Here is a 23,688-nt window from a genome sequence, read left to right as displayed (position 1 = left end):
TCAGGCGATATTGTCCGGGATGAGATTACTTTCCAGACGGCTTACTTCGTCCTTGATCAGCAGCTTACGCTTTTTCAGCCGCTGAAGCTGCAACTGATCCAGTGCACCCTGATCGGCCAGACGGCTGATGACGGTATCGAGGTCGCGATGCTCACTACGCAGTTCATGCAGCTGGCGAAGCAGGGCGTCACGGTCTTTCAGCATGGCTTGAAATGACACTCTCGGGCAAAGTGAAGAGAAAGCCTGTATCCCGCTTGGGCTGCCTTCGCAATGGGCCGATGCACTGTCAGGCGTAAAAAGCGGCAAAGGGGCTGACAGCGTCGACAGGCTGTGGCTAGGCTTGGTGGATAAGGCAGGAGGGGTTCGTTAGAATGCTGCTCAATCCCCGCCTGTCACAGTACAGATATGGAGGAAGCGGATGTCCCTGACTGGACGGATTGAGTCTCTGAAAGACCGTCATGCTGCCTTGGAAAACAAGATCGCCCAGGAAGAAATCCGCCCCAGACCCGATGAGGATACTCTGACACGTCTCAAGCTGGAAAAGCTGAAGCTGAAGGAGGAACTGGACAGGCTTCAGCAGGATCACGGAGAACAGGCCTAACCATCTGGAGATCATACACCGCACACAATGCGGGCCGGATCATGAATGATACGGTCCGCATTGTCGCCTTTTCCAGCAGGTTATCGATCAGACTGAGGTATCATCCTCATCTTCGATCGGAAGCGGCTGTGGTACTTCCTGTCCTTCCCGCATCAGGCGCTCGTTGGCCTGTTGAACCATGGCATTCAGGTCGGTCTGGCTGCACAGACCCAGAATCACCGGATCGCGCGGCTTGATATTGGCGCTGTTCCAATGCGTCCGGTCACGGATTTTCTGGATGGTATCCTTGGTGGTGCCGACCAGTTTGCCAATCTGCACGTCCGATAGCTGGGGATAATTGCGCAGCAGGAAAATGATCGCATCCGGGCGGTCATTGCGCTTTGCCACGGGGGTATAGCGTGCGCCCTTTGACCGCTTCTGCAAGGCAATGGCGGACGGCGCTAGTTTCAGATGACGGCTGGTATCAGCTTCGCACGCCTTGATGTCTGCGGCTGTCAGCTGGCCATTGGCGATGGGATCATATCCCACAATCCCCTGTGCCACCTCGCCATCGGCAATCGCCTGCACTTCCAGAGGGTGCATACCACAAAATTCGGCGATCTGCGTGAAGGTCAGACCCGTCTTTTCGATCAGCCAAACCGCGGTGGCTTTCGGCATCAATGGCAGAGTCATGCTGTTCCATCACCTCGCCTGGCCGCGCGGTGACCAGGCAGAAAAAGTTCATGAGTAGGGGATGACGGGCATATGGACCTGAGCGCCATGCCGGGTCAAGACTTGCCGTTGCAGGGCTGTGTCATAACCTGATCCCTCCACATGATTTCTCCCGGCGAGCGGTGCTTCGTTCAAACCTCAGGCTATTGGATAACCAGATGCAGGATGATGATCTTCCCCGCCCTCCCACCGGTTCATGGCCGTTGATACTCGATCCTCTCGGGATCGATGAATTACGGGACTATATCGCCCGCTTGAAAGCTGAGATTGTGCGGGTTGAACAGGCTATTGCACGCCGAGAAGCCCATCGTGGCGGTGTCGAGGCGATTTTCAAAGGGCTTGGACCGAACGGTTCATAGCTGACCGAGCGTCCCACCGGAAAGGCTTCTATCACTGAAATATGCTTGACCGGCTGCCATCCACCATGCAGAGCCGCTGCTTGCCTTGCGCCGATTCCACCGGAATGCGGCCTCGGAACGGGGGAGGCCCGGAAATGCATCTCCCGGTTATTCAGACGGAAAGGGTTGAGCGTGCGTTTTATCGAGACCTTTGATCCCCAATCCTATGCCGATACGGCGATCAGCCTGACAGCCGCCTTTCTGCTTGCGACATTGATCGGGGCAGAGCGGCAATACCGGCAGCGCACCGCCGGCCTGCGCACCAATGTGCTGGTTTCCATCGGTGCCGCCACCTTCGTCGATCTGGCCATGCGTATTGAAGGTTCCGAAGGCGCTGTGCGTGTCATCGCCTATGTCGTTTCCGGTATCGGCTTTCTGGGTGCTGGTGTCATCATGAAGGAGGGGATGAATGTTCGCGGCCTGAACACGGCTGCGACCCTCTGGTGTTCGGCGGCGGTTGGGAGTTGTGCGGGAGCGGATATGGTGGCCGAGGCTGCCCTGCTGACGCTGTTTGTCATGATCGGCAATACGCTGTTGCGGCCTTTGGCCAATGCTATCAATCGCACTCCATTCAATGAAATGGCGTCGGAAGCGCATTATGAAGTGAGGGTGATCTGCCCCGCTGCCGAGATTCCGCAAACGCGCGATCTGCTGGCTGACTTCCTTGAGAATCATAAATACAGTGCCGCATCGATTGACGAGCGGAAAGGGCAAAATAGCACCGGGGAACTGGTCGCACAGCTGGTCAGTACTGCGGTCAATCCTCAGGAAATGGATCAGATGATGGAAGAATTGCGGACCCGTTCTGGTGTGCTCCATGCCGGATGGGAAGTCAGCACACGGGACTGATATCCACCATGGGGCGATAAAAAAAGGGGCTGGTCATACCAGCCCCTTTCTGTCCGTGGCACTAAGGTGCTTTTACCCTGTCAGAACTGTTCTTCAGGCTGCCTGTTCATTCTGATTGTGTGTTGCATTATCCTGTGCAACGCTCTGGGTCAGCACCTGCTGCTCCGTAGAGGTTCCAATCTCGATTTTTCTGGGCTTTGCACTTTCCGGCACAATCCTTTTGAGGCCGATATGCAGCAATCCATTCTTCAGATCGGCAGAATCGACCACCATGTGATCAGCCAGCACAAACCGGCGCTCAAATGCGCGGCCGGCGATGCCGCGGTAAAGTACTTCGCTTTCCTTCTGCTCGTTTGAAAGATGACCTGATACAACCAGGGCGTTATCCTTCACGGTGACATCGAGATCTGTCGGTTCAAAGCCTGCAACCGCCATGGTGAGGCGATAGCTGTCCTCGCTTAATTTTTCGATATTGTAAGGCGGATAGGACGAAACATCGGCACTGCCTGAGACAGTATTGGCCAGACGCGCCAGCCTGTCGAAACCGATTGCACTGCGGAACAGCGGAGCAAAATCAAAACTATTCATAACAACCTCCTGCAAAGCAAGGTTACAGATCTGAACCGCCATAAGGCCGGTTCCTGAGTGGCATCGAGACCCCATCAAGGGCATCCCGATGCATTATGAGATAGCGAAACCGGAACCGGTTTCAAGAGGAAAAAACGTGTCTGCAAATCAGAATCTTTGTGTCAGCCCTGCCAGGATCGTTCGGCGCAGCCCGTATTGCGGTGCGCCAACCCCGACCCCGGTGCCATCACGCAGCATGTAGGTGCTGTCGAACAGATTGATAACATCCAGCCTTATCTGGGTGCTCTTGCCGAAACCCAGATCGAGTGTCTGTACGGCCGAGAAATTGAATGTTCCGTAAGGGGGAAGGGCGCTTCCGTTCGGCACTGCGCCATCGGAACGTAAACCGCTGCCGAACAGCATCGTGCCGGACATCCGTAGCGGATGATGCGTGCCATGAAAGAACGTATAGGCCGCTCCGGCCGAGGCCGTGATACGCTGGTCGTGATCCAGATGGATATAGCTGTTTTTGATTTGCTCCAGTTCCTCCGGATCGAAATTAAACTGGGCGGAGACGATGTCTTTGCCCATGGCCTTTGACCAGGCAACATTGGCGTAGACCGACCATGGCCCGCGGTCGAAGGTAGTATCGAACTGGACACCGCCAACATAGCCATGCGCATAGTTGAACGAGGTCAGGATGATCGGCGCCCCGAACTGACCCTCATCCAGCAGGTTGGTAGCCTGCTTGTAATAACCGTCAACGCCGCCACGCCAGCCGGGCAGGAATTGCTGGTCGATGCCGATATCGAAGTAGTTGGCGCGCTCGGCCTTGACCGTGTTGTTGAGCAGGCCGCCGGGAGCGGCCGCTGTTGTGTTCTGGAACGCGGCAATGGAGGTGGTGCTGAGCAACTCGAAAGTCGGTGGGGTGAAATAGCGGGAGTACCCAGCATGCACCGAGGTCCGGTCTGTCGGCATCCAGACGATGTTGACGCGGGGACTGAGCTGGTTTTCGTGCGTGTATTCGTCCACTACATCGAAACGGGCACCATAATTGATGGTGACGCGTGGCAGAATTTTCCACTCATCCTGTAAATAGATGCCATAAAGCCCGCCGGTCCTGCCGCCCCCCTGATAAATGGAGTAGGGAGAGGCCCCGGATGCAACCTGACCGCTGTCATCCGTTGCAAAAACCTGACTGCTGGTCTGGAACGTTGCGCGTTCGATCGTGGCCAGAAAGCCGCCGCGCACTGTGTGATGGTCCGAAACCTTCCAGCTTGCATCGGTCTGGGCACCGGTGGAGGTGACAGCGCGCGCCGCCGACTGGGAAAAACCATTGAACAGCAATTCACCGATCTGGTCAGGCGCGTAATAAAGGCTGCTGTAACGGGTGAAGACGGAGCTTTGTACGTCGACCGTATCATAGTGCTTTTGCAGCGAAAGAATGGCGAAATCGGTAATCTCGCGCTGTCGTTGATTGAGCGTTGCGCTGTCTTTCGTATCAATCCCGTTGACGCTGTATCCGCTGGAGGGCAACAGGCCGGGCCGGTTCGGGATCTGGAAGTGCTGTATGGATGATCCGACGATCGTGCTGATCCGGGTGGTATCGTTGATGATACCGGAAATCTGCGCCATGCCGTGCCATTGATTGGACTGGTCATGAATGGCATTGAAAGAGCCGGTCGGGTTTTCAATCCCCACCCGGTTCAGCAGATAATCGCCGGTCAGGAAGTAATCGACGGCTCCTTTACGGCCACCATAAGCGAAGCTGGGCTGGAAATAGTCGCGGGCTCCTCCATAGACGCTGATCTGCCCACCGGGATCAGTGGTGCCGTTTTTGGTCACGATGTCCACGACCCCGGCTTCCCGGAAGCCGTATTGCGCCGGCAGAGCGCCCATAATCAGGGACAGGCTGTGCGCAAAGCGTGTTTCCAGCACCTGCCCGAATACGGACAGACCTTCCGGCAACTGCACCCCGTTGAGACGATACTGGACATTCCCGTGATCGCCGCGGATATGGATCTGGCCGAAACTGTCCTGCGCTACGCCAGGGGCTTGCAGCAGCACCTGCTGCAACGGGGCATTATCACCCTGCGGGATGGTTTCCAGCGCGGTCCGGCTGAAATGGTAGGTTGTCGCGCCAAGAGAAGGCTGAATCTGGCTCCGCGCCTGATCCAGCGTATTGGACACCACGGAAAGCGGCGGCAGGGAGACATCGGGCAAGGACAGATCGGCCGCCTCGGTAAAGGGGACAAACCCGCATAAACCCGCCATCAGCACCGTACTGCCGAGCAATGCGGCAGACTGTCTTCGAAGCAGGGAGCCAGGCGGTATGGAGAAAAGAGGAGAGAGAGCAGGGCGGAGCATGGAAAGCAGAATCCTTCGACGGCTGCGCAAAGGCACATGATTGTTATGTTATAACATGACATGTTACGTTACAACATAACATCACTGAAATAAAAAAAGAGGAGCGATCCGCCCCTCTTTTTCCGCTTTCGAAAACCTTCGTCGCTTATTTGCGGCGCGTGCCGATACCGGCGAACTTCTTGTTGAACTTTGCAACCTGTCCCCCGGTGTCGAGCATACGCTGAACGCCGGTCCATGCCGGGTGGGATTTGGGATCAATGTCCAGACGCAGCGTTTCGCCGGGCTTGCCATAGCAGGAACGGGTCTTGAACTCCGTGCCATCGGTCATGATCACGTTGATCTCATGGTATTCCGGGTGGATACCGCTCTTCATCGGGTTATCTCCTTGCGAGGCAGCCCGATGCCGACCGGGCGCATTGAAGGCGGGCGTATAGCAAGCCCTTTCCCTTCAATGCAATCACCGTTCTGCGCGTGGCCGGTAATTGAGCCATGCAGCAAGGTTTTGTGGCCCTGAAGCAGGATCATTGATGAGCAGGGAAAGAGCGCATGGCAGCTTTGGTTCGCTGTTCAAACAACCGATCTGCTGTTTTTTGCTGGGCCGGGGAGAGTGCCTGATACAGTGCGGTAAAGACCGGCTCCAGCCGGCGCAGATTATCGGCCTGCACTGTCTGAACCTGTCTGTAGGCCTGAAAGCGTGTCAGAGCATTGGCTCCGGCCTCCGGTCTGGCGGCTTCCGCATAGGCCTGATCGGTGGCTGCGGCATTGCTGCGCAGGACACGGGTGAAATTTTCCCATGGCTGCTGTTGGGCTGGCGTAATGGCAAGAGCTTTATAGAGCCTCTGTATCTGACGTTCTACACGGCTGGAAGCATGAGTGACCGAAGATGGTGCCTGCGGTGTGGCCGGCTGGCTGGCCAGTGAAGGCGGTGTTTCATCGCGAGCATGAGAATCCTGCGCGGCAAGGGCCGGGGAGGCGCTCAACATCCCGAGAAAACCCCAGGCAGCGCGTGAGCGTCGGGTCATCAGAAGGTCCATGATGCTTGATCCTTACGGCTGGTCCTTTGGTGCGGGGATCGGAGCAGGCAGATGTGGCCGAAACAGGGCAGGGATGAGGCAATGCGTGCCATGATTGGGGCCATGATTGGGACCATGATCTGGCTGAACAAGGGCTGGGGCATGCAGGCTGACAATTCCCTGTGGTTACGTTTACAACCGGGAGCATGAATATTCTCTCGATCCAGTCCTGGGTTTGTTACGGTCATGTCGGCAATGCGAGTGCGGTTTTTCCGCTGCAATTGCTGGGTGCGGAGGTATGGGCCATGAACACGGTCCAGTTCTCCAATCACACCGGGTATGGTGACTGGACCGGACAGGTTTTCAGTGGTGACGATATTTCCGCTTTGATGAAGGGCATCGCCGATCGTGGCGTTCTGTCGCGCTGTGATGCCGTCCTGTCCGGTTATATGGGGTCCGATGCGATTGGCGGTGCCATTCTGGATGCAGTGGCATCTGTTCGTGCGGCCAATCTGAATTCCCTTTACTGTTGTGATCCGGTGATCGGCGATATGGGCCGGGGTATTTTCGTGCGTCCCGGTCTGCCGGAACTGTTTCGGGACAGGGCGGTCCCGGCCGCCAATATTCTGACCCCCAACCAGTTCGAACTGGAATGGCTGACCGGCCATCCCTGCCGCACATTGGCCGATGCGCGTGCGGCAGTGAAAACACTGGCGGAGAGTATGATCCGGCAGGGGCCACGCATCATTCTGGTCACCAGCCTGCATGTGGCGGAGACACCGTCAGGATCGCTGGATATGCTGGTCTATGAGGATGGTCGGTTTCATCTGCTGCGCACCCCGCTGCTGCCAGTCAGCATCAATGGTGCAGGAGATGCGATCGCGGCCTTGTTCCTGTTCCATCGTCTGGACACCGGGGACGCCCGGCAGGCTCTGGAGAAAGCAGCTTCCTCTGTTTACGGCTTGCTGAAGCGGACCGCAGAGGCTAGGAGCGCCGAGATACTGACTGTCGCGGCCCGTCAGGAGTTTCTGACACCGACCACGCACTTTTCCGCACAGAGAATTAATTAATGCAACATGAAAATATAAAAATATAATAGACAAAATTTTCAAACATCTTATATTAGAATTAGATATTAGAATTAGAAAAAATTTGTTTTGATGGTGGTCGATTTGATCAATAATATTTCAGATCCTGTATATCGTGCAAAACTCATTAACGTTTCTGATACAATAGAAAATTGGCTTTCAGAATTTGGGGGATTCCAGAAAAAATGTTCTTGAATTCGGGTGTGGGGAAGGAACGACGGCACTTGGTATTGCTCTCAGACACGCTCCGGACAGATTGGTTGCGATAGAAATACAGGCTCATGAACTGGCTCGCACCCTTCCTCTCGCACGTGAGCAGCTTGGGATTGAAAGCTTGCCGGCTAATCTTGAGTTCGTCGAAGTCACGCCAGGGCAGCGACTGAGAGAATTGGGTACATTTGATTTTGTTTATAGTTGGTCTGTATTTGAGCATGTACATCAAGACCTGATCCAACCATGTTTGGAGAATATTTTTGATGTTTTGCGGCCTGGCGGGCTGATGTTTCTACAGACAACGCCACTTTACTATTCTGCTTTTGGTTCCCATTTTGAACCTTGGATACCCACTCCGTGGGCTCATCTGAGTATGCAGGAGGATAAATTCCGCGAGAAGCTGCGCCTTGCTACGATTGATAATGAAGCATTACATAAAGAACTTACGGATGTCTATAACACACTCAATCGGGCCACTGATGCACAGTTACTTGAAGCAGCACGTGCTGTAGGGTTTGAGATAATTCGTGAGCATCGGACCTATGATGACTATCCTATTCCAGATGTATTAAAGAACATATATCAGGAGCAGGTTTTACGAACTCAACAGCTTGTCTTTATGGCCCGCAAACCTGAATAATAATCAGTTATTCGTAATCTCTGAACAAAATGAAGGGTTACAGACCGGCGGTCATCGAAAAAACACACTCTGTCAATGATCTTTTATGCGTCTGATACTTTGTAAAGATTGATACCCGGGATACCGGTTTTGACAGGTGAGGAACGACGCTATGGCGGCCAGAATAGTGCTGTGGGGTTTTGATGGTTCGACCTATGTGCGAACCGTCAAAATGCTTTTCGTTGAGAAAAACATCTCCGATTATGAGCAGGTGCCGGTGAACGTCTTGAAATGGGAACCGAGGCAGCCCGAGCATCTGGAGCGGCATCCGTTCGGCAAGGTTCCGGTGGTCGATGTTGATGGATTCCGGGTGATCGAGACCGAAGCCATAACACGCTATCTGAACGCCGTTCTGCCCGGTCCATCCCTGATACCGGAGGATCTGAAAGACCGTGCCCGTATGGACATGGTGATTAATATTATCGATTCTTATGGATATAATCCATTGGTCGGTGTGTCCGGTTATTATTTCTTCCCCGAACTGATCGGCGGAAAAAATGACGAGGCGCATCGTCAGGCCATCGCGAAGAGCCACATGGTTCTCTCCGTTTTGGCCGGGATCAAGGGTAGCAGCTCGTATCTGGCCGGTGAATCCATCAGTCTGGCTGACTTATTTCTGGCCCCGATTCTGGCCTATATCGAGAAATCACCACACCGGGAGGAATTTCTCAGCAGTGGCCCCATCGGGGAATGGTGGAGGCATATTTCCAGCCGGAAAAGCTTCATCGCCACCGCATCCTGATGGCGGACGACGCATTAAACGTTCCTCCTGTGATTTATATTTGCATTATTGTTTCATAATCTGCCATTATTTTTTAACAAGATTAGGTCTGAGGCGTCCCTCAGGTTCTGATCATGCAAGGATGGCAGTCAAGACAACACTTATGCAGCGGAGGGCGTTATCATGCTGATTGGGACTATTCTGAAAAATAAGGGGCATGCAGTCGAAACAGTCGGGGCAAAGGCGGAATTTGCTGCCATTGCTCGCCTGCTGAGCGACAAGAGGATCGGTGCCGTTCCCGTTCTGGATGCGGAGGGCGAGATACGCGGCATCGTCAGTGAGCGTGATCTGGTGAGGGCTATGGCCAATCACGGTGCCAAAGCACTGGAACTGACGGCGGATCAGATGATGACACGCGGTATTCGTACGGCTTCCTCGGACATGACTGTTGAGGCGGCCATGGAGACAATGACGACAGGTCGGTTCCGCCACCTTCCGGTTGTCGAAGAAGGTCGCCTTGTCGGCATTGTCAGCATCGGTGACGTTGTCGCGGCTCGCATCAACCAGCAGGAGCATGAAGTCGACAGTTTGCGCGCCTATGTCGCCGGATCGGTGTGAGATGACGAGAACATCGGAACGGAAAGCGATAGCGTTTTCGTGAGGATTGCTTTTCGCATCTCATGAACTCTTGCCTGACCGGTTCTGATCACTCCACCCTTCCTGGTACCGCAAATACAGAAATGAAGGGGTTTTACGCATGGCATCACCGCTCAATCTTCCATCCGGTCTGGCAAAAAAACCGGCCTGGGTTGAGGAGTTTCAGGCTTTCATCATGCGGGGGAACGTTGTCGATCTTGCGGTCGGTATCATTATTGGTGCCGCTTTCACAGGGATCGTCAACAGCCTTGTGAAAGACATGCTGATGCCTCTGATCGGCTTACTGGTCGGTGGAATCGACTTCAGTAATATTTTTATTACGCTGAAGGGCGAGCATGCGGCCACTCTGGCGGAGGCGCAGAAGCTGGGTGCCGTGACGTTGAATGTCGGCGTCTTCCTTAATTACTGCATCAATTTCCTTATCGTCAGTTTCGCAATTTTTTGGCTGGTAAAGGCTCTGTCCAGCTTCAAGGCGAAGCAGGCAGAAGAACCTGCCAAAGAAGTCGTGCCGACACCGACGGAGGCATTGCTGATTGAAATCCGTGATCTTCTGGCCCGGCGCCAGAATCCCTGATGTCACATTTTTTATTTGCCTGCCCTGATAATGGCGGAAGCGTTTTACAGCGTGACGCCACCGGACAGTTCCCGCCGTCTCTGATCGAGTTCCTCACTGTATCGCCGCAGGGCGTAGGCTTCTGTCAGCAGCCCCAGCACTATGCCGGGGCTGTTGCTGTCGGATGTCTCTGACCGTTCCACCACCGCCAGACTATCCGCTTCGGCTTGTTCAAAGGTTTCGATCGCCTTTTTCACCGTCATATCCGGCGTCAGAACAGTGTGTGTAAAATGCAGCAGGTCACCGGTGCAGGCAGCTTCTGTTTCACTGGCATGGGCTTCAGCCAGCAAAATCATACCAAGATAGCGGTTCTGCTCATCAACGACGATCATGCTATGTGATGACCCAAGCGGGTAGTCACGTCTGAATTTTTCGAGTGTCATGGTGGCGCAGACAGTGCGTATGTCCTTGCGCATCATCCGGCCTACGGTCAGATTGCGCATCCAGCCGATATCCACTGCACTGCGAATTGCCTCTCCGCGCAGATGAAAGCGCCAGGTGGTGAAGGAATATCCAAAAATCCGCCGCACGGTCAGGGAGGAAATCACTGTTCCAGCCAGCACCGCTACCGTTATCGGCAAGGAACCTGTGGTTTCCAGCACCAGGAAACTCATTGTCAGCGGTCCACCAACCACTGCGACGGCCAGCCCGCCCATACCGACCAGCGCAAAGACAGTGGATGGAAGTGTCGATGGTATGGAAACGGCAAGAAGGACACCGCCAAAAGCCTTGCCTAGCATCGCCCCCAGAAACAGGGAGGCAAAGAACAATCCGCCCCGGAAGCCGGAGCCGATGGAAATGGCGCTGGCAATGGCTTTCAGAACCAGCAGCATGAGGATTTTGGACAGCGTATAAGGTGCGTCAATGCCCATATGCAGGGCTGAATGGCCTGATGACAGCACTTGCGGTGTTATCAGGGCCATCAGTCCCAGCGCTATTCCACCAAAGGCTGGCCGTCCCCAGTATGGGATATGGCTGCGGGTAAATAACGCTTCCATCAGCGTTACCCCGCGCATCAGGGCAATACCTACCAGAGCCGCCAGAAGGCTGAGCGCCAGAATGGGGGGATAGTCTCCGGCAGGGATAGAGAGGGGAATTTGCAGATGATATCCGGGTGCTCCGCCCGTTAGAAGGCGATCTGTCAGCACAGCCATGATCGATGCTGTCACGACGGGGGCCAGCGTGGCGAGAGAGTAGATGCCAATGACGAGCTCGAACGCATAAAATGCACCGGCCAGCGGAGCATTGAAGGCTGCACCGATAGCACCGGCCGCGCCACATCCGACCAGAATGCGCAGATCGTTTCTGCGGAGCCGGAAGGAACGGCCAAGACGGGAAGCAATGGCCGAGCCAATCTGCGTATAGCCCGCTTCCAGACCGACAGACGCGCCGAATCCGTTGGATAAAATCGTCTGTAGCGTGACGTAAAGGCTGGTGGTCATCGACATACGACCCCCATGCAGTGCATTGGCCTCGATCGGGTCTACCGTCGCCTGCCGGGACACATGCCGCGCCATCAGCAAAGTCAGACCGACGACGACCCCGCCGCTGATTGGTCCCAGCATGGCACGGGAGGGTTCCAGAAAGGGCGCTGCGGAGAGTTTCCCACCTGCGGGCAGCGCGTAGATCACCTCATGCATCCATTGCGTCAGCCAGTAGATAAAGCTGACGCATCCTCCGGTCGCGCAACCGACGAAAGCGGCCAGAACGGTCAGCCAGATTTCATCGGCCCGCACCAGTGCTCGCAGCACATAAGGTGCGTGGAGCAGTTTTTCACTCAGGGGGCGGTGACGACTGGAATGGGATAAGAGAGTATGCATCCTTTCAGGGTGCGCTTAGCGGGATGACCTGTCGGTCGGTGCATGCATCAGATCGGCAGGCGGGGTGATCTGTCCGCTGGCATGACCACTGATATTCTCGGGTGTAACGCCACATGCGGCCATGGTCAGCAGCAGAAGGGCCAGCAGCCCGGTGCGGGACGATATCATGCATGATCTCCTGATCGGTTAGGCAATGAAGGCGGACAGCGATACCATGGGCTTCGACTGGGCCATAGAGACGCTTTCCTGATAGGGAAGGTGAATAGGGGCACGACACGGGATGAACAATATAACGCCGGGAACATGGAATCGATGACACTTCCCGACAGAATGGCGATGATTCGGGTTGATGGCGCAGGAGGCCCGGAGACATTACGGTATGAAAGCGCTCCCTTGCCGGTGTCGGCAGCGGGGCCGGCCGAGGGTGAGGTTCTGATTCATGTAAGAGCAGCAGGTATCAACCGCCCGGACCTTATGCAGCGCAGCGGGCTGTATCCGCCGCCGCCGGACGCCAGCCCGCATCTGGGGCTGGAGGTGGCGGGAGAGGTCGTGGCGCTTGGAGCAGGCGTTACAACCCTGCAACAAGGTGAAAAAGTCACCGCACTGACAAATGGCGGAGGCTACGCGGAATATTGCACCGTTCCCGCTACGCAGTGCCTGCCCTATCCGGAAGGCTTCGATGACATTCGCGCGGCAGCGTTACCTGAGACATTCTTCACCGTCTGGGCCAATGTATTCATGCTCGGCGGGTTGCGGAAAGGAGAGAGATTGCTGGTCCATGGTGGTTCGGGGGGGATCGGCAGTACGGCGATCCAGCTTGCATCCACGTTGGGGGCGACTGTGTATGCGACGGCAGGCGGAGCAGAGAAATGCGCGGCCTGCCGGGCATGGGGAGCCTCGGAAAGCATTGATTACAAGACAGAAAATTTTGCCGATGCAGTGGCGGAATTCACGGGTAAAAAGGGCGTGGATGTGATTCTGGATATGATCGGCGGGTCGTATCTGGCGGGTAATATCCGCTCGCTTGCTGTCGGTGGACGGCTGGTGACGATCGCGTTGCAGGGGGGCACGAAAGGGGAGGCTGATCTGGCCCGCGTTATGACCAGGCGTCTGACTCTGACAGGCTCGACCCTGCGTCCACGCAGTCGGGAGGAAAAGGCTGCCATAGCTCGGGCATTGAAGGAGCATGTCTGGCCGCTGCTGGCAGCAGGGCGGATCGGGCCGCATGTCCATGCGGTTTTTCCGCTTCATAAGGCAGCTGAGGCGCATCGCTTGATGGAGAGCGGGGCGCATACTGGTAAAATCATCCTCACGACGGATGGATGAGGCGGCAGCATGATCCTGAACGCCATTGAGCGTGCGCCTGATAATCCATCCGGCCCCCCCCTGGTTCTGCTGCATGGGCTGCTGGGGCAGGCGCGTAATTTCGGGCTGGTCCAACGGCACCTTGCCCATGATCGTCGCGTGCTGGCGCTGGATCTGCGCAATCATGGTGGCAGCCCGCATCAGGATGGTATGGAGTATGCCGCTCTGGCACGGGATGTGTTCGAGACCCTGACCAGGATGGAAGCTTCTCCCTGCATCCTGCTGGGGCATTCCATGGGCGGGAAGGTTGCGATGCGGCTGGCTCTGGACCATCCGGAGGCGGTTGCGGGGTTGATCATCGTAGATATTGCGCCGAGGCAATATTTGCCGCGTTTTCGCCCGGTTGCTCAGGCCATGCTGGAACTGGATTTGTCGGCTATAACCTCACGCATGCAGGCGGCCGATGCGTTGTCTGATGTTGAAACCGATCCTCGCGTTCGGGCTTTCCTGACACAGGGGCTGGAGGCGGTTGAGGATGAATCGGGTCGGCATTGGGTCTGGCGGATTGGTCTGTCGAACATTGCCCGGGGATTGCCGGACATAGAAGGCTGGGACAGTCTTCCGGGAACCCGTTTCAATGGGCCTGCCCTTTTTATGGCGGGGGCTTTATCACATTATATAAAGGCTGAAGATCACCGGCTGATAACGGATTTATGTCCTCAGGCACAATTGGTCACTCTTCCTGCGGCCGGGCATTGGGTGCATGCGGATCAGCCGGACCAGTTTGTTAACGCGATCAAAACATTTATTGCTGGCAGCGATTTTTCCCCGTAGGAAAAACCGCATAAATTTAAGGGCCCCAGCGTCATTCTCAAAAGTGTCACTAACCAGAACCAGCCTCAGATCGAAAATTCGTATGCGGATATGCCAGTTCCTTGGTGCCACCCACTTGAGTGTTTGATCCTGTTCAAGAACAGCTTGACGAGCCTGCGCTACCAAAAGGGCAGCTGAAAGTTCTTATGCGGATGGGTGCCCCATTCCTTTCGCCTGGTGATGATCAAGCGGAGATGGGGAGTGGTTTGTCAGCGTAATTTTTCTGTATCCATAGATATTGAACTATCTGCTTCTGCCATCGCTTTGCCATCCGCGCTGGTAAGCGACGCTGGTGGCGCTATTGCGGTTTGCCTGCTCCAGACTGCGCTGTGCGATCAGACATCCGTTCAGCCAGCCTGCTGACAGAGAGCCCCCTACCATATAGCAGGACTGGCTGCCGTTGGAGCCTTGCCGACTAAGCCAGTATTGGGCTCCCGATTGTTGTTCTGTACTTGCAGTGCGAAGCCAGGCCAGCATTCTGCGATGATCCTGGGCTCCGGCGCGGAATTCCGCTTCCTCCACCGTTGCCGGAGAGTCACGCAGTGCTTTTGATGGAGGGGAAAGGGGAGCAATTACGGCTATATTCTGGTTCTTTTCCTGCTCTTCTTCATCCAGAGTGACAGGGGAAAGCAGCGCGTATGCTGTCAGTACACCAGAAACGGCCAGGGCCGTGAAGATGCCTCCTACTACTCTGTCCCGCCACCGTGTTTCTCGTCTGGCATTGGCAGCCTGTATCTGAATGGAAAGCTGGACCCGCGCAGAGTCACGTTCCATGATGGCGCGGCTCAGTTGCTGTTCCAGCATGTCTTGTCGGGCGGAGTCTCTGTTGGGGACTTCAACATTCAGAAAGGCAGGTGGCTGACCGCGTAATTCATGCAGCAGGTTTTTGAGCAGCCCGCCGGTAACATTGTTTCTGGCTGCCCGGCGCTTCAGGGCGATCAGGGCTGCTTCGGATTGTCCCGGATTTTCGTCCAGTACAAGAGCGATGATATCGCCCAGAATTTTCCGCTCGGATGACTCGGGGCGTTCGTTCATGGTGACTGGTCTGGAGGATCGAATGTGCAGGCCACGCCTGCATTGGCGGAAAGTGCTGAGGCCATGCAGGTAATCTTTGCGTAGGGACGTGCCAGGATGCGGGGCTTGCCGATATCGGGGGCTTCATCCGTCCGATTGAGGCCGAGCGCCTCGTCGAAAAGGGCAGATTGTGGAGGCAGCCCGTCCTGCTTGTCCCAGACCTGTGCTGCGTTTTCCACCGCCGCGACGAAGTTGGCTTGATCGGTCGGCTCGGCACGGTCGCCCAGAATGCGTAATGTCTCGATACGACCATCATGGTTGAGTCTGGCTTCCAGACGCAGTTGCTGTGGAACTCGTCCCGGTGGCAGCTTGATGCGGCTGGTCGGTTCGATCGGCGGCGGCGGAGCATCGCCGTCGCGATTCCGGATCAGGCAACTGATGCCATTGGTTATATGTCTGCACCGCTTGAGTGAGCCGGATGGAGAGGCAGAAGCATGATCGGGCCGGTCGGCCTGTGCCTGATTGTTGAATGCGGTTTTGAATTCCGCAAAGGTTATGGCGAACGTGGGTAACGAAGACCTGTCGGTGGCGGGTTGGGCACGGGCAGGAGCGGCCGTCACCATCACACTAATGGCGGGCAGAGTGATGCATATCGCACGGGCAGCAGGAATGATGTATCGGAGAGACGGCATGACGGCAGCTCCGTGATAATGGCCGATGTCGGCGGATTTGGGCGATGCCTGCAGATGACCCTGCCTTATGGATGTGAAGTTTCTCTTGCCCGAGCTCCGGTTGCAAGCCATGCCGGATCGAAATAGCGGTCGGCCGGTCCGTCATAAGGCAGTCGGGTGATGTCCCAGTGCTGGATGAAGCGGGCATAAGCATTCCAGACCGGTATACCGCCGCCGATATATACGATGCGGCCCGGATAGCGACGCAACACCTCCTCGGGCTGCATGGAGGAGCGGAGTTCTAGTATGTCCCTTGCGGTAAAGGCCGTCGCTGGAATGGTACGATAGGTCGCCGGGCCGCATATCAGGACATGTCCGAGCGTGCGTTCCCAGAAGCGGCGGACATCCTCACGGAAGGCCGGACGCTGGTCACCCTGCCATGGCAGTTCCCCGTTCAGCCCGAGCTGTCCGCCAGACCCGATTGCGCACATGGAACGGATCTCGGCGGGCCATGGAGAGAGGGGCAAGGATTCGTTATGGCTTGGCACGGAAAAGCCTTTCTCTGGAGGCGGACGGGTCAGATGGCGGGGGACGGAGAATCTTTTTGGCCTCATCTGATGCCCGCCACAAATACCATGCTGCCAGACTGCGCCATGGAGACCATGATTGTCCGATCTCCGCCAGTGTTTTGGGCCTGGGCTGGCTCTCCAGCCCCTTGATGAGCCGCCAGCCCTCCCGGACTCCAAAATCATCCACCGGCAGGATATCGGTGCGGCCGAGCGTGAAAATCATCAGCATTTCCACGGTCCAGCGACCTATGCCGCGCAGGGTCGTCAGCCGCTGTATCAGTGTTTCATCATCCAGGGCGGCGCAGCCGGAGCGGTCAGGAATGATACTGGCTTGTGCCGCCTCACACACGCCGCGCAGGGCGATTATTTTTGTGCCGGAAAACCCGCATTGGCGCAGGGTCTCCGTATCCAGAGCCATAATTTCCAGCGGTGAAGGGAAGTTTGCGTTCAGTGGAAACAGAGCCAGAAATCGGGCGAGGATCGCTTCTGCCGCACGGGCATGAAGCTGCTGATGGGCAATGGCACGGATCAGGGCTTCAAAGGGGCTTTGTTCGGAAGAGATTGTCAGGCGGGGTGGGCCGACCCGGGTAATGAGGGCTGCCAGTGCCTTATCCTGTCGTGAAAGATGCGCGCATGCTTCCTCAATCTGTGTCGGACAGGAGAGCACTGTCCTCATATCCATCATTGTCCGGTAGGGCGCTGCATGGTCCGGTGTGAGCTGTTCCTTCATGGCAGCCGTGCCAGCCGATTGCCGAGCAGAGTGAAAAACCCTTCTGCATCCATCGTGTCCAGCATTGTGATCTGCCCTGAAGAGGTTTCTCCGGCATGGCTGATCATGGTCTGCCCCCGCCTTTCTCCGGCTTCGTGTATGACGGAGACATCCACAGGGCGCGTGGTGAACAGATGCGGTGCAACCAGCCATGCGATTGCGCAGGGGTCATGCAGCGGCTCTCCGCCCTGTTCGGTCAGGGGAACCCGGGACAGAATATCGCAGGCCGTGGCGAGGGCGCGCCCTGTTCCATATTCCCGCAGGCGCGTGATGCGCTCGGGTGTGATGCGGGCCTGCCGTGTCAGATCAAGCGTCACCAGCACGACTGATACACCGCTGGTGATCAGGATGGAGAGTGCTTCAGGATCGCTCCATGCATTGAACTCGGCATAAGGGGTGACATTCCCTCGCCCGGCACTGCCGGTCATCAGCACGATCTGGTCTATGTTGGCGCAGAGGGTAGGCTCTGTGGCCAGAGCCAGGGCCAGATTGGTTGCCGGCCCGATCCCCACCAGTGTGACCGGTTTTTCGCTGTCACGCAGAATGGCACGGATTGCGTCGGCGGCCAGAAGAGAGGAGGCCATACGAGGGGAGGAGAACAGGGATGGCTCTGGCATATCGACCCCGGCCAGCCCATCAACCCCATGAATGTCAGGTGCCCCTGTATAATGATGCCCCATCAAGGGCTGGTTTGCCCCGGGATGAACCGGGATGGAGGCACCTGCCAGCGCTGCCAGCGCCAGCGCATTACGGAGTGTATGCTCCAACCCGACATTGCCCCCGACGACGGTCAGCGCTTTCATCTCCAGCTCAGGGGAGGCAAGCGCCAACAGAATCGCCAGAGCATCATCTGTGCCGGGATCGGTGTCCAGAATCACGGGAACAGGATGGAAATTCTGATCAGCCATCTATAAAGCACTACCCCTTATCGCCCCTAAAAGGCGTCCATGAGATAAAACCGCCTCTGCCCTGCGGTTGCTCGATTGCAAAAATCGGCAGGGTGTCGCATATCACGGCGGAATCGGGTCGGGCAAAGAAGGCCGGGGGCAGCCCTCCCGTCGTTCCGGTGTCCGTTTCGTTGTTTGTATCACTGGTTTTGGTGTGATCTGCCGGACAACATGCCGGGGTTGCGCTGATACTCCCTGACTGGGGCCATTCCCCGCAGGGTTTTTCCCTACTGGGTTTTGGAGGTCTGCCTTGTCCACACCGTCGCTCGAAAAGATCCGTAATATCGGGATCACCGCGCATATCGACGCGGGCAAGACCACCACGACGGAGCGTATCCTGTACTATACTGGTGTGTCTCACAAAATTGGTGAGGTGCATGATGGCAACACCACCACCGACTACATGGAACAGGAGCGTGAGCGCGGTATCACCATCACCTCCGCTGCCGTGACCTGTGAGTGGAAAGACCACCGCATCAACATCATCGACACCCCTGGCCATATCGACTTCAATATCGAAGTGAACCGCTCCCTGCGCGTTCTGGACGGTGCGGTGTTCATCATTGAAGGCGTGGCCGGTGTGCAGCCGCAGTCCGAGACCAACTGGCGTCTTGCCGACCGCTATAACGTGCCGCGCGTCATCTTCATCAACAAGCTGGACCGCACCGGCGCTGATTTCTATCGCGCATTCGACACGCTGAAGGAAAAGCTCGACATCGTCGCGCTGCCGCTGCAGCTGCCGATCGGGGCCGAGGATCAGTTCCTGGGCGTGGTCGATCTGGTCGAGATGAAGGCCATTATCTGGGAAGGCGGCGAGCTGGGCGCGAAGTTCCACGACGAGCCGATCCCCGCCGATCTGGCTGAAAAGGCCGCTGAATATCGTCAGAACCTTCTTGATACCGCCCTGGCCGTCGATGACGCCGCCATGGAAGAGTATTTCGAGAAGGGCGATGTCGATGTTGCCACTCTGAAGCGCGCCATCAAGCGTGGCACGATCGACGGCACGTTCCGCCCCGTTCTGTGCGGCACCGCATTCAAGAACAAGGGCGTTCAGCCGCTGCTGGATTCCGTGATTGATTACCTGCCCGCGCCGACCGATCTGCCCGGTATCAAGGTGGCCGCAGAGGAAGGGGAAGACGAAGCCGCTGATCGTCGCCGCATCCCGGCGAAGGTCGATGCGCCATTCTCCGGCCTTGCTTTCAAGATCATCAACGACAAGTACGGCACACTGACCTTCGTGCGCGTCTATTCCGGCGTGCTGCGTTCTGGCGATTCCGTGCTGAACACCACCAAGGGCCATAAGGAACGTATCGGTCGTATCTTCCAGATGCACGCTGACAAGCGCGCGGAAATCAAGGAAGTGTTCGCGGGCGATATCGCGGCTTTCGTTGGTTTGAAGGACACAGGCACCGGTGATACGCTGGCCAGCCAGGATGATCCGGTGGTGCTGGAACGTATGGCATTCCCGGTTCCCGTGATCGACATCTCCGTTGAGCCGAAGACCAAGGAGGCGGTCGAAAAGATGACGCTCGGCCTGCAGAAGCTGGCTGGTGAAGATCCCTCCCTTCGTCTGCGCACTGATCAGGAAACCGGTCAGACCATTCTGTCCGGGATGGGCGAGCTGCATCTGGACATCATCATCGACCGTCTGCGCCGCGAATATAACGTCGATTGTAATATTGGCGCGCCGCAGGTGGCCTATCGTGAGACTATCAGCAAATCCCACACCGAAGTTTATACCCACAAGAAGCAGTCCGGTGGTTCCGGTCAGTTCGCCGAAGTGAAAATCGTCTTCGAGCCGCTGGAACGGAATGAAGGCATTGTCTTCGAAAACAAGGTCGTCGGTGGCGCCGTGCCGAAGGAATATATCCCGGCCGTTGACAAGGGTATCCGCGTGCAAGCCGAAACGGGTGTGCTGGCCGGGTTCCCGACCGTGGACTTCAAGTTCAGCCTGATTGACGGCAAGTACCATGATGTTGACTCCTCGGCTCTGGCCTTCGAAATCGCGGGCAAGGCGTGCTTCCGCGAAGGCATGAAGAAAGCCGGTCCGCAGATTCTGGAACCGATCATGGACGTGGAAGTCACCACACCTCAGGATCACGTCGGTGACGTCGTCGGTGACCTCAACCGTCGTCGCGGCATGATCCAGAACCAGGAAAGCTCGGGCTCCACCGTTCTGGTGCGGGCACAGGTGCCGCTGAAGGAAATGTTCGGCTATATTTCTCACCTGCGCAGCATGACGAAGGGCCGTGCATCCTTCACCATGCAGTTCCATCACTATGATCCGGTGCCGCGTAACGTTGCGGACGAAATCATGACCAAGAGCGCCTGAGATGACTTTTCCCTGCTTCGGCGGGGAGTCTTTCTGCTTTGCTCTATCTGGAAACGGCCCGTTTTCACGGGCCGTTTTTTGTTTCTCACTTCACAGGAGATTGTTCTGACATTTTTTCAGGGTGTGGCCAGAATTTTGCTTACTGTCATTCATCGTTTGCGGGGAACAGCTTCTGTTCCACAGGCGTTTCAAGGCCATTCGGAGCGCAGGCCTGTCGATGCGGTGGGGGAGGGAGGAGACTTTTCTCTTCCTGCACTTGCGGGTGCGCTTCCGGTTTCTGCTGTATGCCGAAAGGAGACAGGATTGCATATTCGTGCCGGATACAGGCTGACTTATCAGCATATTGATCACACTCCGATGCTGCTGATGGTGCATGTGCATCCATCCCGTGCTGGTGACCTGTTGGATCCAGGTATTGTTACGCTGGATCCGCCGACGGCCATGACAGTTTATACGGACGGCTTTGGAAACCGCTGCACCCGCCTGATTGCGCCTCCCGGTCTGATCACGATTTCGACGATGTTCACCATTCAGGATAGTGGTGAGCCGGATGTGGTGAACTGGTCAGCCCGACAGACCCCGGTGCCCATGCTGCCGGATGATGTGCTGGTCTATCTACTGGGCAGTCGCTATTGCGAGACGGATCGTCTTTCCACGCTTGCCTGGCAGCTATTCGGCCAGACGCCGGAAGGTTGGCCCCGCGTGCAGGCAATTGTTGATTACGTACACCAGCGTATCCGTTTTGACTATCAGATGGCACGCGCCACGAGAACCGCTTGGGAAGCCCATGAAGAGCAGGTCGGGGTGTGCCGTGACTTTGCGCATCTTGCTGTCACTTTGTGCCGTTGCATGAACATTCCTGCACGCTACTGCACCGGTTATCTCGGCGATATAGGCATTCCACCTGTGCCGGACCCGATGGATTTCAGCGCCTGGTTTGATGTCTATCTGGATGGTACCTGGTATACATTTGACGCCCGTCATAACAAGCCGCGTATCGGGCGTATCCTGATGGCGCGTGGACGGGATGCGACGGATGTAGCGATTTCAACCAGCTTCGGAAAAAGCGATCTGGTTGAATTCGGTGTTGTCACGGATGAAGTTTGAGAAAGTTTAATGTCCCGGGCATTCCTGTAGGGCGTTATTAGCCCTATGGTGGCAGGAACTTGAGCGGCTCGTCAGCCTTGTATGCAAGGAGGCCTCGATCAAGATGGACAAAATGCAGAAAAAGTCATCTCCCCCTGTGCTGGATATGACGCTGGATGGTGAGTTCCGCCGCCCGGTTCGCCCGCCTTTCAGTGCGCGCTTTGCTGTCTCTGCCATGGTGGCAGCCATGATCATGGCGGGTCTTGCGGCTGCTGCGTTGGCGATCTGGCTGGCCGTGCTTATGATTCCGGTGGCGGTCGTGGCCTTGGCGGTGGCCTATATCGCTGCCCGGGTGCTACGTGTTCGCAGTGCCGTGCACAGCAGTTTTTTCTGAAATAAAAAATCGGCCTGTTCAGCCGATCTGGTTGGAGATTAGCCGCAGCACTGCATAAAGCGCGCCGCCGACCACAAAGCCAACCAACGTTCCGTTTACGCGCACGAATTGCAGATCATGTCCGATCCGCAACTCAAGCCTGTCGGTAATTGTCTCCGTATCCCATCCCGCCACCACCGAGGCAATGAACTGGGACAGTGATTCCTGTAACGAGGGAAGGGCGTTCAGGATAATGGACTCCGCTCCGCGATTCACTTTGTCCTGCATATCCGCGCTTTGCCCGAGCATATTGCCAAGCTCACCAAGAAAACCCTGAATAATCAGCACGGTGCGGCCGTCACTTCTATTGGCATCGGCAACGATGGTACTGCGCAGGCGTTGCCATATGTCTTTTAACCAAGCCTGTGCGGCAGGTTCGGCCATCAATCTGGTGACGGCTTTTCCCATTTCTGCAGCATGGGCGGGATCGTTCTGTAACTTACCAATCTGAACCCGTACCCATTCATCGAAGGCAAGACGCAGGGCTGATTGATCAGGCCCCATTTTATCGAGTTCAACATTGATCGCAGTCAGAACCTTGCTGGCGATCTGAGCCCCGACGGCCCAGCCGACCAGCCGTCCGCCATGCTCGGAGACGCGCTGGGCAATCAGACCGTGTAGCTGTGATTCTTTCTGATGCAGCGTATCCCTCAGGGCGTGGAGCAGCAGGGTAAAAATATCCTGATGCTTGCCTCCATCGACCAGACCATTCAGGGCGCGTGCGATCACTGCGCTGGCAGCCTGCCCACCCATCAGGCGTGGCAGCAGCCGGATGACCAGTTTGCGTGCACGGCCGGCCTCCATACTGGACAACAGACGGGGCACCAGTCTCGACACCGCTTGTGATGCGGGCAGGGAGATGGAAGGATCATTGAGCAGCCGCTGAAAAATGCCAGCAATATCAATGGTCTTGACCGCGCGGGATATTTCCGCCGGCGTAAAGACATGCTGAGCGACAAAACGTCCCAGTGCCTGTCCCAGCCTGTGCTTCTGGGCTGGAATAATCGCAGTGTGCGGAACAGGCAGGCCCAGCGGATGACGGAACAGGGCAGTAACGGCAAACCAGTCAGCCAGTCCGCCGATCAGTCCGGCATTGGCGGCTGCCCCGATCATGCCTTTGACCCATCCTCCCCCGAGATTGGATGGAATGAACAGAGCCAGCAGGGAGAGGCCCAGCATAAGCAGAAGCAGAAAAAGGGCGAGGCGTTTTGCCTGACGCAGCCTTTGGCGGGCAGGCTCATCCTGCGCCGGGAGCATCATGCGAGGAGGCGGAAAAACAGGGGAGGGTTCCAACGGTCTGAACACCTGATCAGAGTATGGAAAAACAGCCTCCTTGGTAGTCATAAAAAAGGATGCCGCCGAAACGGCATCCTTCTTATGAACCGGCGCTGA

The 23,688-nt window shown here is 56.4% G+C and carries 27 protein-coding genes; 13 read left to right on the top strand and 14 right to left on the bottom strand.

Translation table 11 applies throughout. The features are described 5' to 3' along the window. Nucleotides 1–204, bottom strand: coding sequence for a YdcH family protein (locus GbCGDNIH8_RS07160; RefSeq protein ID WP_025286760.1), 204 nt, complete (start codon nt 202–204; stop codon nt 1–3). Between the two features lie 214 nt (nt 205–418). On the opposite strand from GbCGDNIH8_RS07160, the gene GbCGDNIH8_RS07155 reads away from it, so the two are divergent. Beyond that, nucleotides 419–601 carry a DUF465 domain-containing protein gene (locus tag GbCGDNIH8_RS07155; RefSeq protein WP_072572649.1) on the top strand — a complete coding sequence of 61 codons (183 nt, stop codon included), beginning with the start codon at nt 419–421 and terminating at the stop codon, nt 599–601. 87 nt (nt 602–688) lie between these two features. Here the strand turns inward: GbCGDNIH8_RS07155 and GbCGDNIH8_RS07150 are convergent, their stop codons facing one another. Beyond that, a complete protein-coding gene (locus GbCGDNIH8_RS07150) occupies nt 689–1,273 on the bottom strand; it encodes a DUF1013 domain-containing protein (RefSeq protein ID WP_072572648.1) in 585 nt (194 codons plus the stop codon). A gap of 197 nt (nt 1,274–1,470) precedes the next feature. Here GbCGDNIH8_RS07150 and GbCGDNIH8_RS07145 point away from each other — a divergent pair, with 197 nt between their 5' ends. After that, nucleotides 1,471–1,671, top strand: a complete 201-nt coding sequence (locus GbCGDNIH8_RS07145) for a DUF1192 domain-containing protein (protein ID WP_072572646.1) — start codon at nt 1,471–1,473, stop codon at nt 1,669–1,671. 171 nt (nt 1,672–1,842) lie between these two features. Further along, entirely contained in the window at nt 1,843–2,559 is a 717-nt protein-coding gene (locus GbCGDNIH8_RS07140; RefSeq protein WP_072572645.1) for an MgtC/SapB family protein, read from the top strand. Nucleotides 2,560–2,652: 93 nt separating this feature from the next. Here the strand turns inward: GbCGDNIH8_RS07140 and GbCGDNIH8_RS07135 are convergent, their stop codons facing one another. The 4 genes from GbCGDNIH8_RS07135 to GbCGDNIH8_RS07120 all read right to left on the bottom strand — a co-directional run bounded on the left by GbCGDNIH8_RS07135 (nt 2,653) and on the right by GbCGDNIH8_RS07120 (nt 6,527). Then, complete coding sequence (locus tag GbCGDNIH8_RS07135; protein ID WP_072573718.1) at nt 2,653–3,147, bottom strand: Hsp20 family protein; 495 nt, start codon at nt 3,145–3,147, stop codon at nt 2,653–2,655. A gap of 147 nt (nt 3,148–3,294) precedes the next feature. After that, the gene (locus GbCGDNIH8_RS07130) at nt 3,295–5,493 is read right to left on the bottom strand and encodes a TonB-dependent receptor (RefSeq protein WP_072572644.1); all 2,199 of its coding nucleotides are present in this window, start codon (nt 5,491–5,493) and stop codon (nt 3,295–3,297) included. 145 nt (nt 5,494–5,638) lie between these two features. After that, nucleotides 5,639–5,866 (bottom strand): 50S ribosomal protein L31, encoded by a 228-nt coding sequence (gene rpmE / locus GbCGDNIH8_RS07125; protein ID WP_072572642.1) that lies wholly within the window; start codon nt 5,864–5,866, stop codon nt 5,639–5,641. A gap of 148 nt (nt 5,867–6,014) precedes the next feature. Further along, on the bottom strand, nt 6,015–6,527 hold the full coding sequence (locus GbCGDNIH8_RS07120; protein ID WP_072572641.1) for a Spy/CpxP family protein refolding chaperone: 513 nt from the start codon (nt 6,525–6,527) through the stop codon (nt 6,015–6,017). Nucleotides 6,528–6,712: 185 nt separating this feature from the next. Here GbCGDNIH8_RS07120 and pdxY point away from each other — a divergent pair, with 185 nt between their 5' ends. From pdxY to mscL, 5 genes are all read left to right on the top strand, one after another. Continuing rightward, the gene (pdxY, locus tag GbCGDNIH8_RS07115) at nt 6,713–7,576 is read left to right on the top strand and encodes a pyridoxal kinase PdxY (RefSeq protein ID WP_072572640.1); all 864 of its coding nucleotides are present in this window, start codon (nt 6,713–6,715) and stop codon (nt 7,574–7,576) included. Nucleotides 7,577–7,760: 184 nt separating this feature from the next. Continuing rightward, nucleotides 7,761–8,447 (top strand): class I SAM-dependent methyltransferase, encoded by a 687-nt coding sequence (locus GbCGDNIH8_RS07110; RefSeq protein ID WP_072572639.1) that lies wholly within the window; start codon nt 7,761–7,763, stop codon nt 8,445–8,447. 151 nt (nt 8,448–8,598) lie between these two features. Continuing rightward, nucleotides 8,599–9,228 (top strand): glutathione S-transferase family protein, encoded by a 630-nt coding sequence (locus tag GbCGDNIH8_RS07105; RefSeq protein WP_072572637.1) that lies wholly within the window; start codon nt 8,599–8,601, stop codon nt 9,226–9,228. A 162-nt stretch (nt 9,229–9,390) separates the two neighbouring features. Further along, nucleotides 9,391–9,825 carry a CBS domain-containing protein gene (locus GbCGDNIH8_RS07100; protein ID WP_072572636.1) on the top strand — a complete coding sequence of 145 codons (435 nt, stop codon included), beginning with the start codon at nt 9,391–9,393 and terminating at the stop codon, nt 9,823–9,825. A gap of 139 nt (nt 9,826–9,964) precedes the next feature. Then, complete coding sequence (gene mscL / locus GbCGDNIH8_RS07095) at nt 9,965–10,438, top strand: large conductance mechanosensitive channel protein MscL (protein ID WP_072572635.1); 474 nt, start codon at nt 9,965–9,967, stop codon at nt 10,436–10,438. 44 nt (nt 10,439–10,482) lie between these two features. Here mscL and GbCGDNIH8_RS07090 read toward each other — a convergent pair whose 3' ends face one another. Beyond that, nucleotides 10,483–12,297, bottom strand: coding sequence for a chloride channel protein (locus GbCGDNIH8_RS07090; protein WP_072572634.1), 1,815 nt, complete (start codon nt 12,295–12,297; stop codon nt 10,483–10,485). A gap of 15 nt (nt 12,298–12,312) precedes the next feature. Beyond that, nucleotides 12,313–12,465 carry a hypothetical protein gene (locus GbCGDNIH8_RS12840; protein WP_157692568.1) on the bottom strand — a complete coding sequence of 51 codons (153 nt, stop codon included), beginning with the start codon at nt 12,463–12,465 and terminating at the stop codon, nt 12,313–12,315. Nucleotides 12,466–12,600: 135 nt separating this feature from the next. Between GbCGDNIH8_RS12840 and GbCGDNIH8_RS07085 the strand changes: the two genes are divergently transcribed. Beyond that, nucleotides 12,601–13,623, top strand: a complete 1,023-nt coding sequence (locus GbCGDNIH8_RS07085; protein WP_095206436.1) for an NAD(P)H-quinone oxidoreductase — start codon at nt 12,601–12,603, stop codon at nt 13,621–13,623. A gap of 9 nt (nt 13,624–13,632) precedes the next feature. Beyond that, a complete protein-coding gene (locus GbCGDNIH8_RS07080) occupies nt 13,633–14,436 on the top strand; it encodes an alpha/beta fold hydrolase (RefSeq protein ID WP_072572632.1) in 804 nt (267 codons plus the stop codon). Between the two features lie 282 nt (nt 14,437–14,718). Here GbCGDNIH8_RS07080 and GbCGDNIH8_RS07075 read toward each other — a convergent pair whose 3' ends face one another. The 5 genes from GbCGDNIH8_RS07075 to GbCGDNIH8_RS07055 all read right to left on the bottom strand — a co-directional run bounded on the left by GbCGDNIH8_RS07075 (nt 14,719) and on the right by GbCGDNIH8_RS07055 (nt 18,406). Next, nucleotides 14,719–15,510: a hypothetical protein gene (locus GbCGDNIH8_RS07075; RefSeq protein ID WP_072572631.1), complete on the bottom strand. Its 792-nt coding sequence runs from the start codon at nt 15,508–15,510 to the stop codon at nt 14,719–14,721. Then, on the bottom strand, nt 15,507–16,181 hold the full coding sequence (locus tag GbCGDNIH8_RS07070) for a hypothetical protein (protein WP_072612682.1): 675 nt from the start codon (nt 16,179–16,181) through the stop codon (nt 15,507–15,509). Before GbCGDNIH8_RS07070 ends, GbCGDNIH8_RS07075 begins: the two co-directional genes overlap by 4 nt. A gap of 65 nt (nt 16,182–16,246) precedes the next feature. After that, on the bottom strand, nt 16,247–16,651 hold the full coding sequence (locus GbCGDNIH8_RS07065) for a dihydrofolate reductase family protein (protein WP_072572629.1): 405 nt from the start codon (nt 16,649–16,651) through the stop codon (nt 16,247–16,249). A gap of 43 nt (nt 16,652–16,694) precedes the next feature. Further along, the gene (locus GbCGDNIH8_RS07060) at nt 16,695–17,459 is read right to left on the bottom strand and encodes a DNA-3-methyladenine glycosylase family protein (protein ID WP_072572628.1); all 765 of its coding nucleotides are present in this window, start codon (nt 17,457–17,459) and stop codon (nt 16,695–16,697) included. Beyond that, nucleotides 17,456–18,406 carry a nucleoside hydrolase gene (locus GbCGDNIH8_RS07055; protein ID WP_072572627.1) on the bottom strand — a complete coding sequence of 317 codons (951 nt, stop codon included), beginning with the start codon at nt 18,404–18,406 and terminating at the stop codon, nt 17,456–17,458. The genes GbCGDNIH8_RS07060 and GbCGDNIH8_RS07055 overlap by 4 nt, the downstream gene beginning before the upstream one ends. Before the next feature lie 289 nt (nt 18,407–18,695). Here GbCGDNIH8_RS07055 and fusA point away from each other — a divergent pair, with 289 nt between their 5' ends. The 3 genes from fusA to GbCGDNIH8_RS07040 all read left to right on the top strand — a co-directional run bounded on the left by fusA (nt 18,696) and on the right by GbCGDNIH8_RS07040 (nt 22,257). Continuing rightward, entirely contained in the window at nt 18,696–20,777 is a 2,082-nt protein-coding gene (fusA, locus tag GbCGDNIH8_RS07050) for an elongation factor G (protein ID WP_072572626.1), read from the top strand. A gap of 303 nt (nt 20,778–21,080) precedes the next feature. Next, nucleotides 21,081–21,884 carry a transglutaminase-like domain-containing protein gene (locus GbCGDNIH8_RS07045; protein ID WP_072573717.1) on the top strand — a complete coding sequence of 268 codons (804 nt, stop codon included), beginning with the start codon at nt 21,081–21,083 and terminating at the stop codon, nt 21,882–21,884. 112 nt (nt 21,885–21,996) lie between these two features. After that, the gene (locus GbCGDNIH8_RS07040) at nt 21,997–22,257 is read left to right on the top strand and encodes a hypothetical protein (RefSeq protein WP_072572625.1); all 261 of its coding nucleotides are present in this window, start codon (nt 21,997–21,999) and stop codon (nt 22,255–22,257) included. Nucleotides 22,258–22,275: 18 nt separating this feature from the next. Here the strand turns inward: GbCGDNIH8_RS07040 and GbCGDNIH8_RS07035 are convergent, their stop codons facing one another. Continuing rightward, complete coding sequence (locus GbCGDNIH8_RS07035; RefSeq protein WP_081368890.1) at nt 22,276–23,640, bottom strand: DUF445 domain-containing protein; 1,365 nt, start codon at nt 23,638–23,640, stop codon at nt 22,276–22,278. Nucleotides 23,641–23,688 lie beyond the last annotated feature (48 nt).

This window comes from Granulibacter bethesdensis (assembly GCF_001889545.1).
Lineage (GTDB): Bacteria > Pseudomonadota > Alphaproteobacteria > Acetobacterales > Acetobacteraceae > Granulibacter > Granulibacter bethesdensis_B.
The sequence above is the reverse complement of the archived record's forward strand: the minus strand, read 5'-3'. Positions and strand labels throughout refer to the sequence as shown.

What these genes read in the sequence shown, in the direction of transcription:
- GbCGDNIH8_RS07090 (WP_072572634.1), bottom strand. Translation starts at nt 12,297, where the DNA reads ATGCATACTCTCTTATCCCATTCCAGTCGTCACCGCCCCCTGAGTGAA.
- GbCGDNIH8_RS07070 (WP_072612682.1), bottom strand. Translation starts at nt 16,181, where the DNA reads ATGCCGTCTCTCCGATACATCATTCCTGCTGCCCGTGCGATATGCATC.
- GbCGDNIH8_RS07105 (WP_072572637.1), top strand. Translation starts at nt 8,599, where the DNA reads ATGGCGGCCAGAATAGTGCTGTGGGGTTTTGATGGTTCGACCTATGTG.
- GbCGDNIH8_RS07120 (WP_072572641.1), bottom strand. Translation starts at nt 6,527, where the DNA reads ATGGACCTTCTGATGACCCGACGCTCACGCGCTGCCTGGGGTTTTCTC.
- GbCGDNIH8_RS07085 (WP_095206436.1), top strand. Translation starts at nt 12,601, where the DNA reads ATGGAATCGATGACACTTCCCGACAGAATGGCGATGATTCGGGTTGAT.
- GbCGDNIH8_RS12840 (WP_157692568.1), bottom strand. Translation starts at nt 12,465, where the DNA reads ATGATATCGTCCCGCACCGGGCTGCTGGCCCTTCTGCTGCTGACCATG.
- GbCGDNIH8_RS07145 (WP_072572646.1), top strand. Translation starts at nt 1,471, where the DNA reads ATGCAGGATGATGATCTTCCCCGCCCTCCCACCGGTTCATGGCCGTTG.
- rpmE (WP_072572642.1), bottom strand. Translation starts at nt 5,866, where the DNA reads ATGAAGAGCGGTATCCACCCGGAATACCATGAGATCAACGTGATCATG.
- mscL (WP_072572635.1), top strand. Translation starts at nt 9,965, where the DNA reads ATGGCATCACCGCTCAATCTTCCATCCGGTCTGGCAAAAAAACCGGCC.
- GbCGDNIH8_RS07075 (WP_072572631.1), bottom strand. Translation starts at nt 15,510, where the DNA reads ATGAACGAACGCCCCGAGTCATCCGAGCGGAAAATTCTGGGCGATATC.
- GbCGDNIH8_RS07130 (WP_072572644.1), bottom strand. Translation starts at nt 5,493, where the DNA reads ATGCTCCGCCCTGCTCTCTCTCCTCTTTTCTCCATACCGCCTGGCTCC.
- GbCGDNIH8_RS07060 (WP_072572628.1), bottom strand. Translation starts at nt 17,459, where the DNA reads ATGAAGGAACAGCTCACACCGGACCATGCAGCGCCCTACCGGACAATG.
- GbCGDNIH8_RS07155 (WP_072572649.1), top strand. Translation starts at nt 419, where the DNA reads ATGTCCCTGACTGGACGGATTGAGTCTCTGAAAGACCGTCATGCTGCC.
- GbCGDNIH8_RS07150 (WP_072572648.1), bottom strand. Translation starts at nt 1,273, where the DNA reads ATGACTCTGCCATTGATGCCGAAAGCCACCGCGGTTTGGCTGATCGAA.
- GbCGDNIH8_RS07035 (WP_081368890.1), bottom strand. Translation starts at nt 23,640, where the DNA reads ATGACTACCAAGGAGGCTGTTTTTCCATACTCTGATCAGGTGTTCAGA.
- pdxY (WP_072572640.1), top strand. Translation starts at nt 6,713, where the DNA reads ATGAATATTCTCTCGATCCAGTCCTGGGTTTGTTACGGTCATGTCGGC.
- GbCGDNIH8_RS07055 (WP_072572627.1), bottom strand. Translation starts at nt 18,406, where the DNA reads ATGGCTGATCAGAATTTCCATCCTGTTCCCGTGATTCTGGACACCGAT.
- GbCGDNIH8_RS07100 (WP_072572636.1), top strand. Translation starts at nt 9,391, where the DNA reads ATGCTGATTGGGACTATTCTGAAAAATAAGGGGCATGCAGTCGAAACA.
- GbCGDNIH8_RS07080 (WP_072572632.1), top strand. Translation starts at nt 13,633, where the DNA reads ATGATCCTGAACGCCATTGAGCGTGCGCCTGATAATCCATCCGGCCCC.
- GbCGDNIH8_RS07160 (WP_025286760.1), bottom strand. Translation starts at nt 204, where the DNA reads ATGCTGAAAGACCGTGACGCCCTGCTTCGCCAGCTGCATGAACTGCGT.
- GbCGDNIH8_RS07135 (WP_072573718.1), bottom strand. Translation starts at nt 3,147, where the DNA reads ATGAATAGTTTTGATTTTGCTCCGCTGTTCCGCAGTGCAATCGGTTTC.
- GbCGDNIH8_RS07065 (WP_072572629.1), bottom strand. Translation starts at nt 16,651, where the DNA reads ATGTGCGCAATCGGGTCTGGCGGACAGCTCGGGCTGAACGGGGAACTG.
- GbCGDNIH8_RS07040 (WP_072572625.1), top strand. Translation starts at nt 21,997, where the DNA reads ATGCAGAAAAAGTCATCTCCCCCTGTGCTGGATATGACGCTGGATGGT.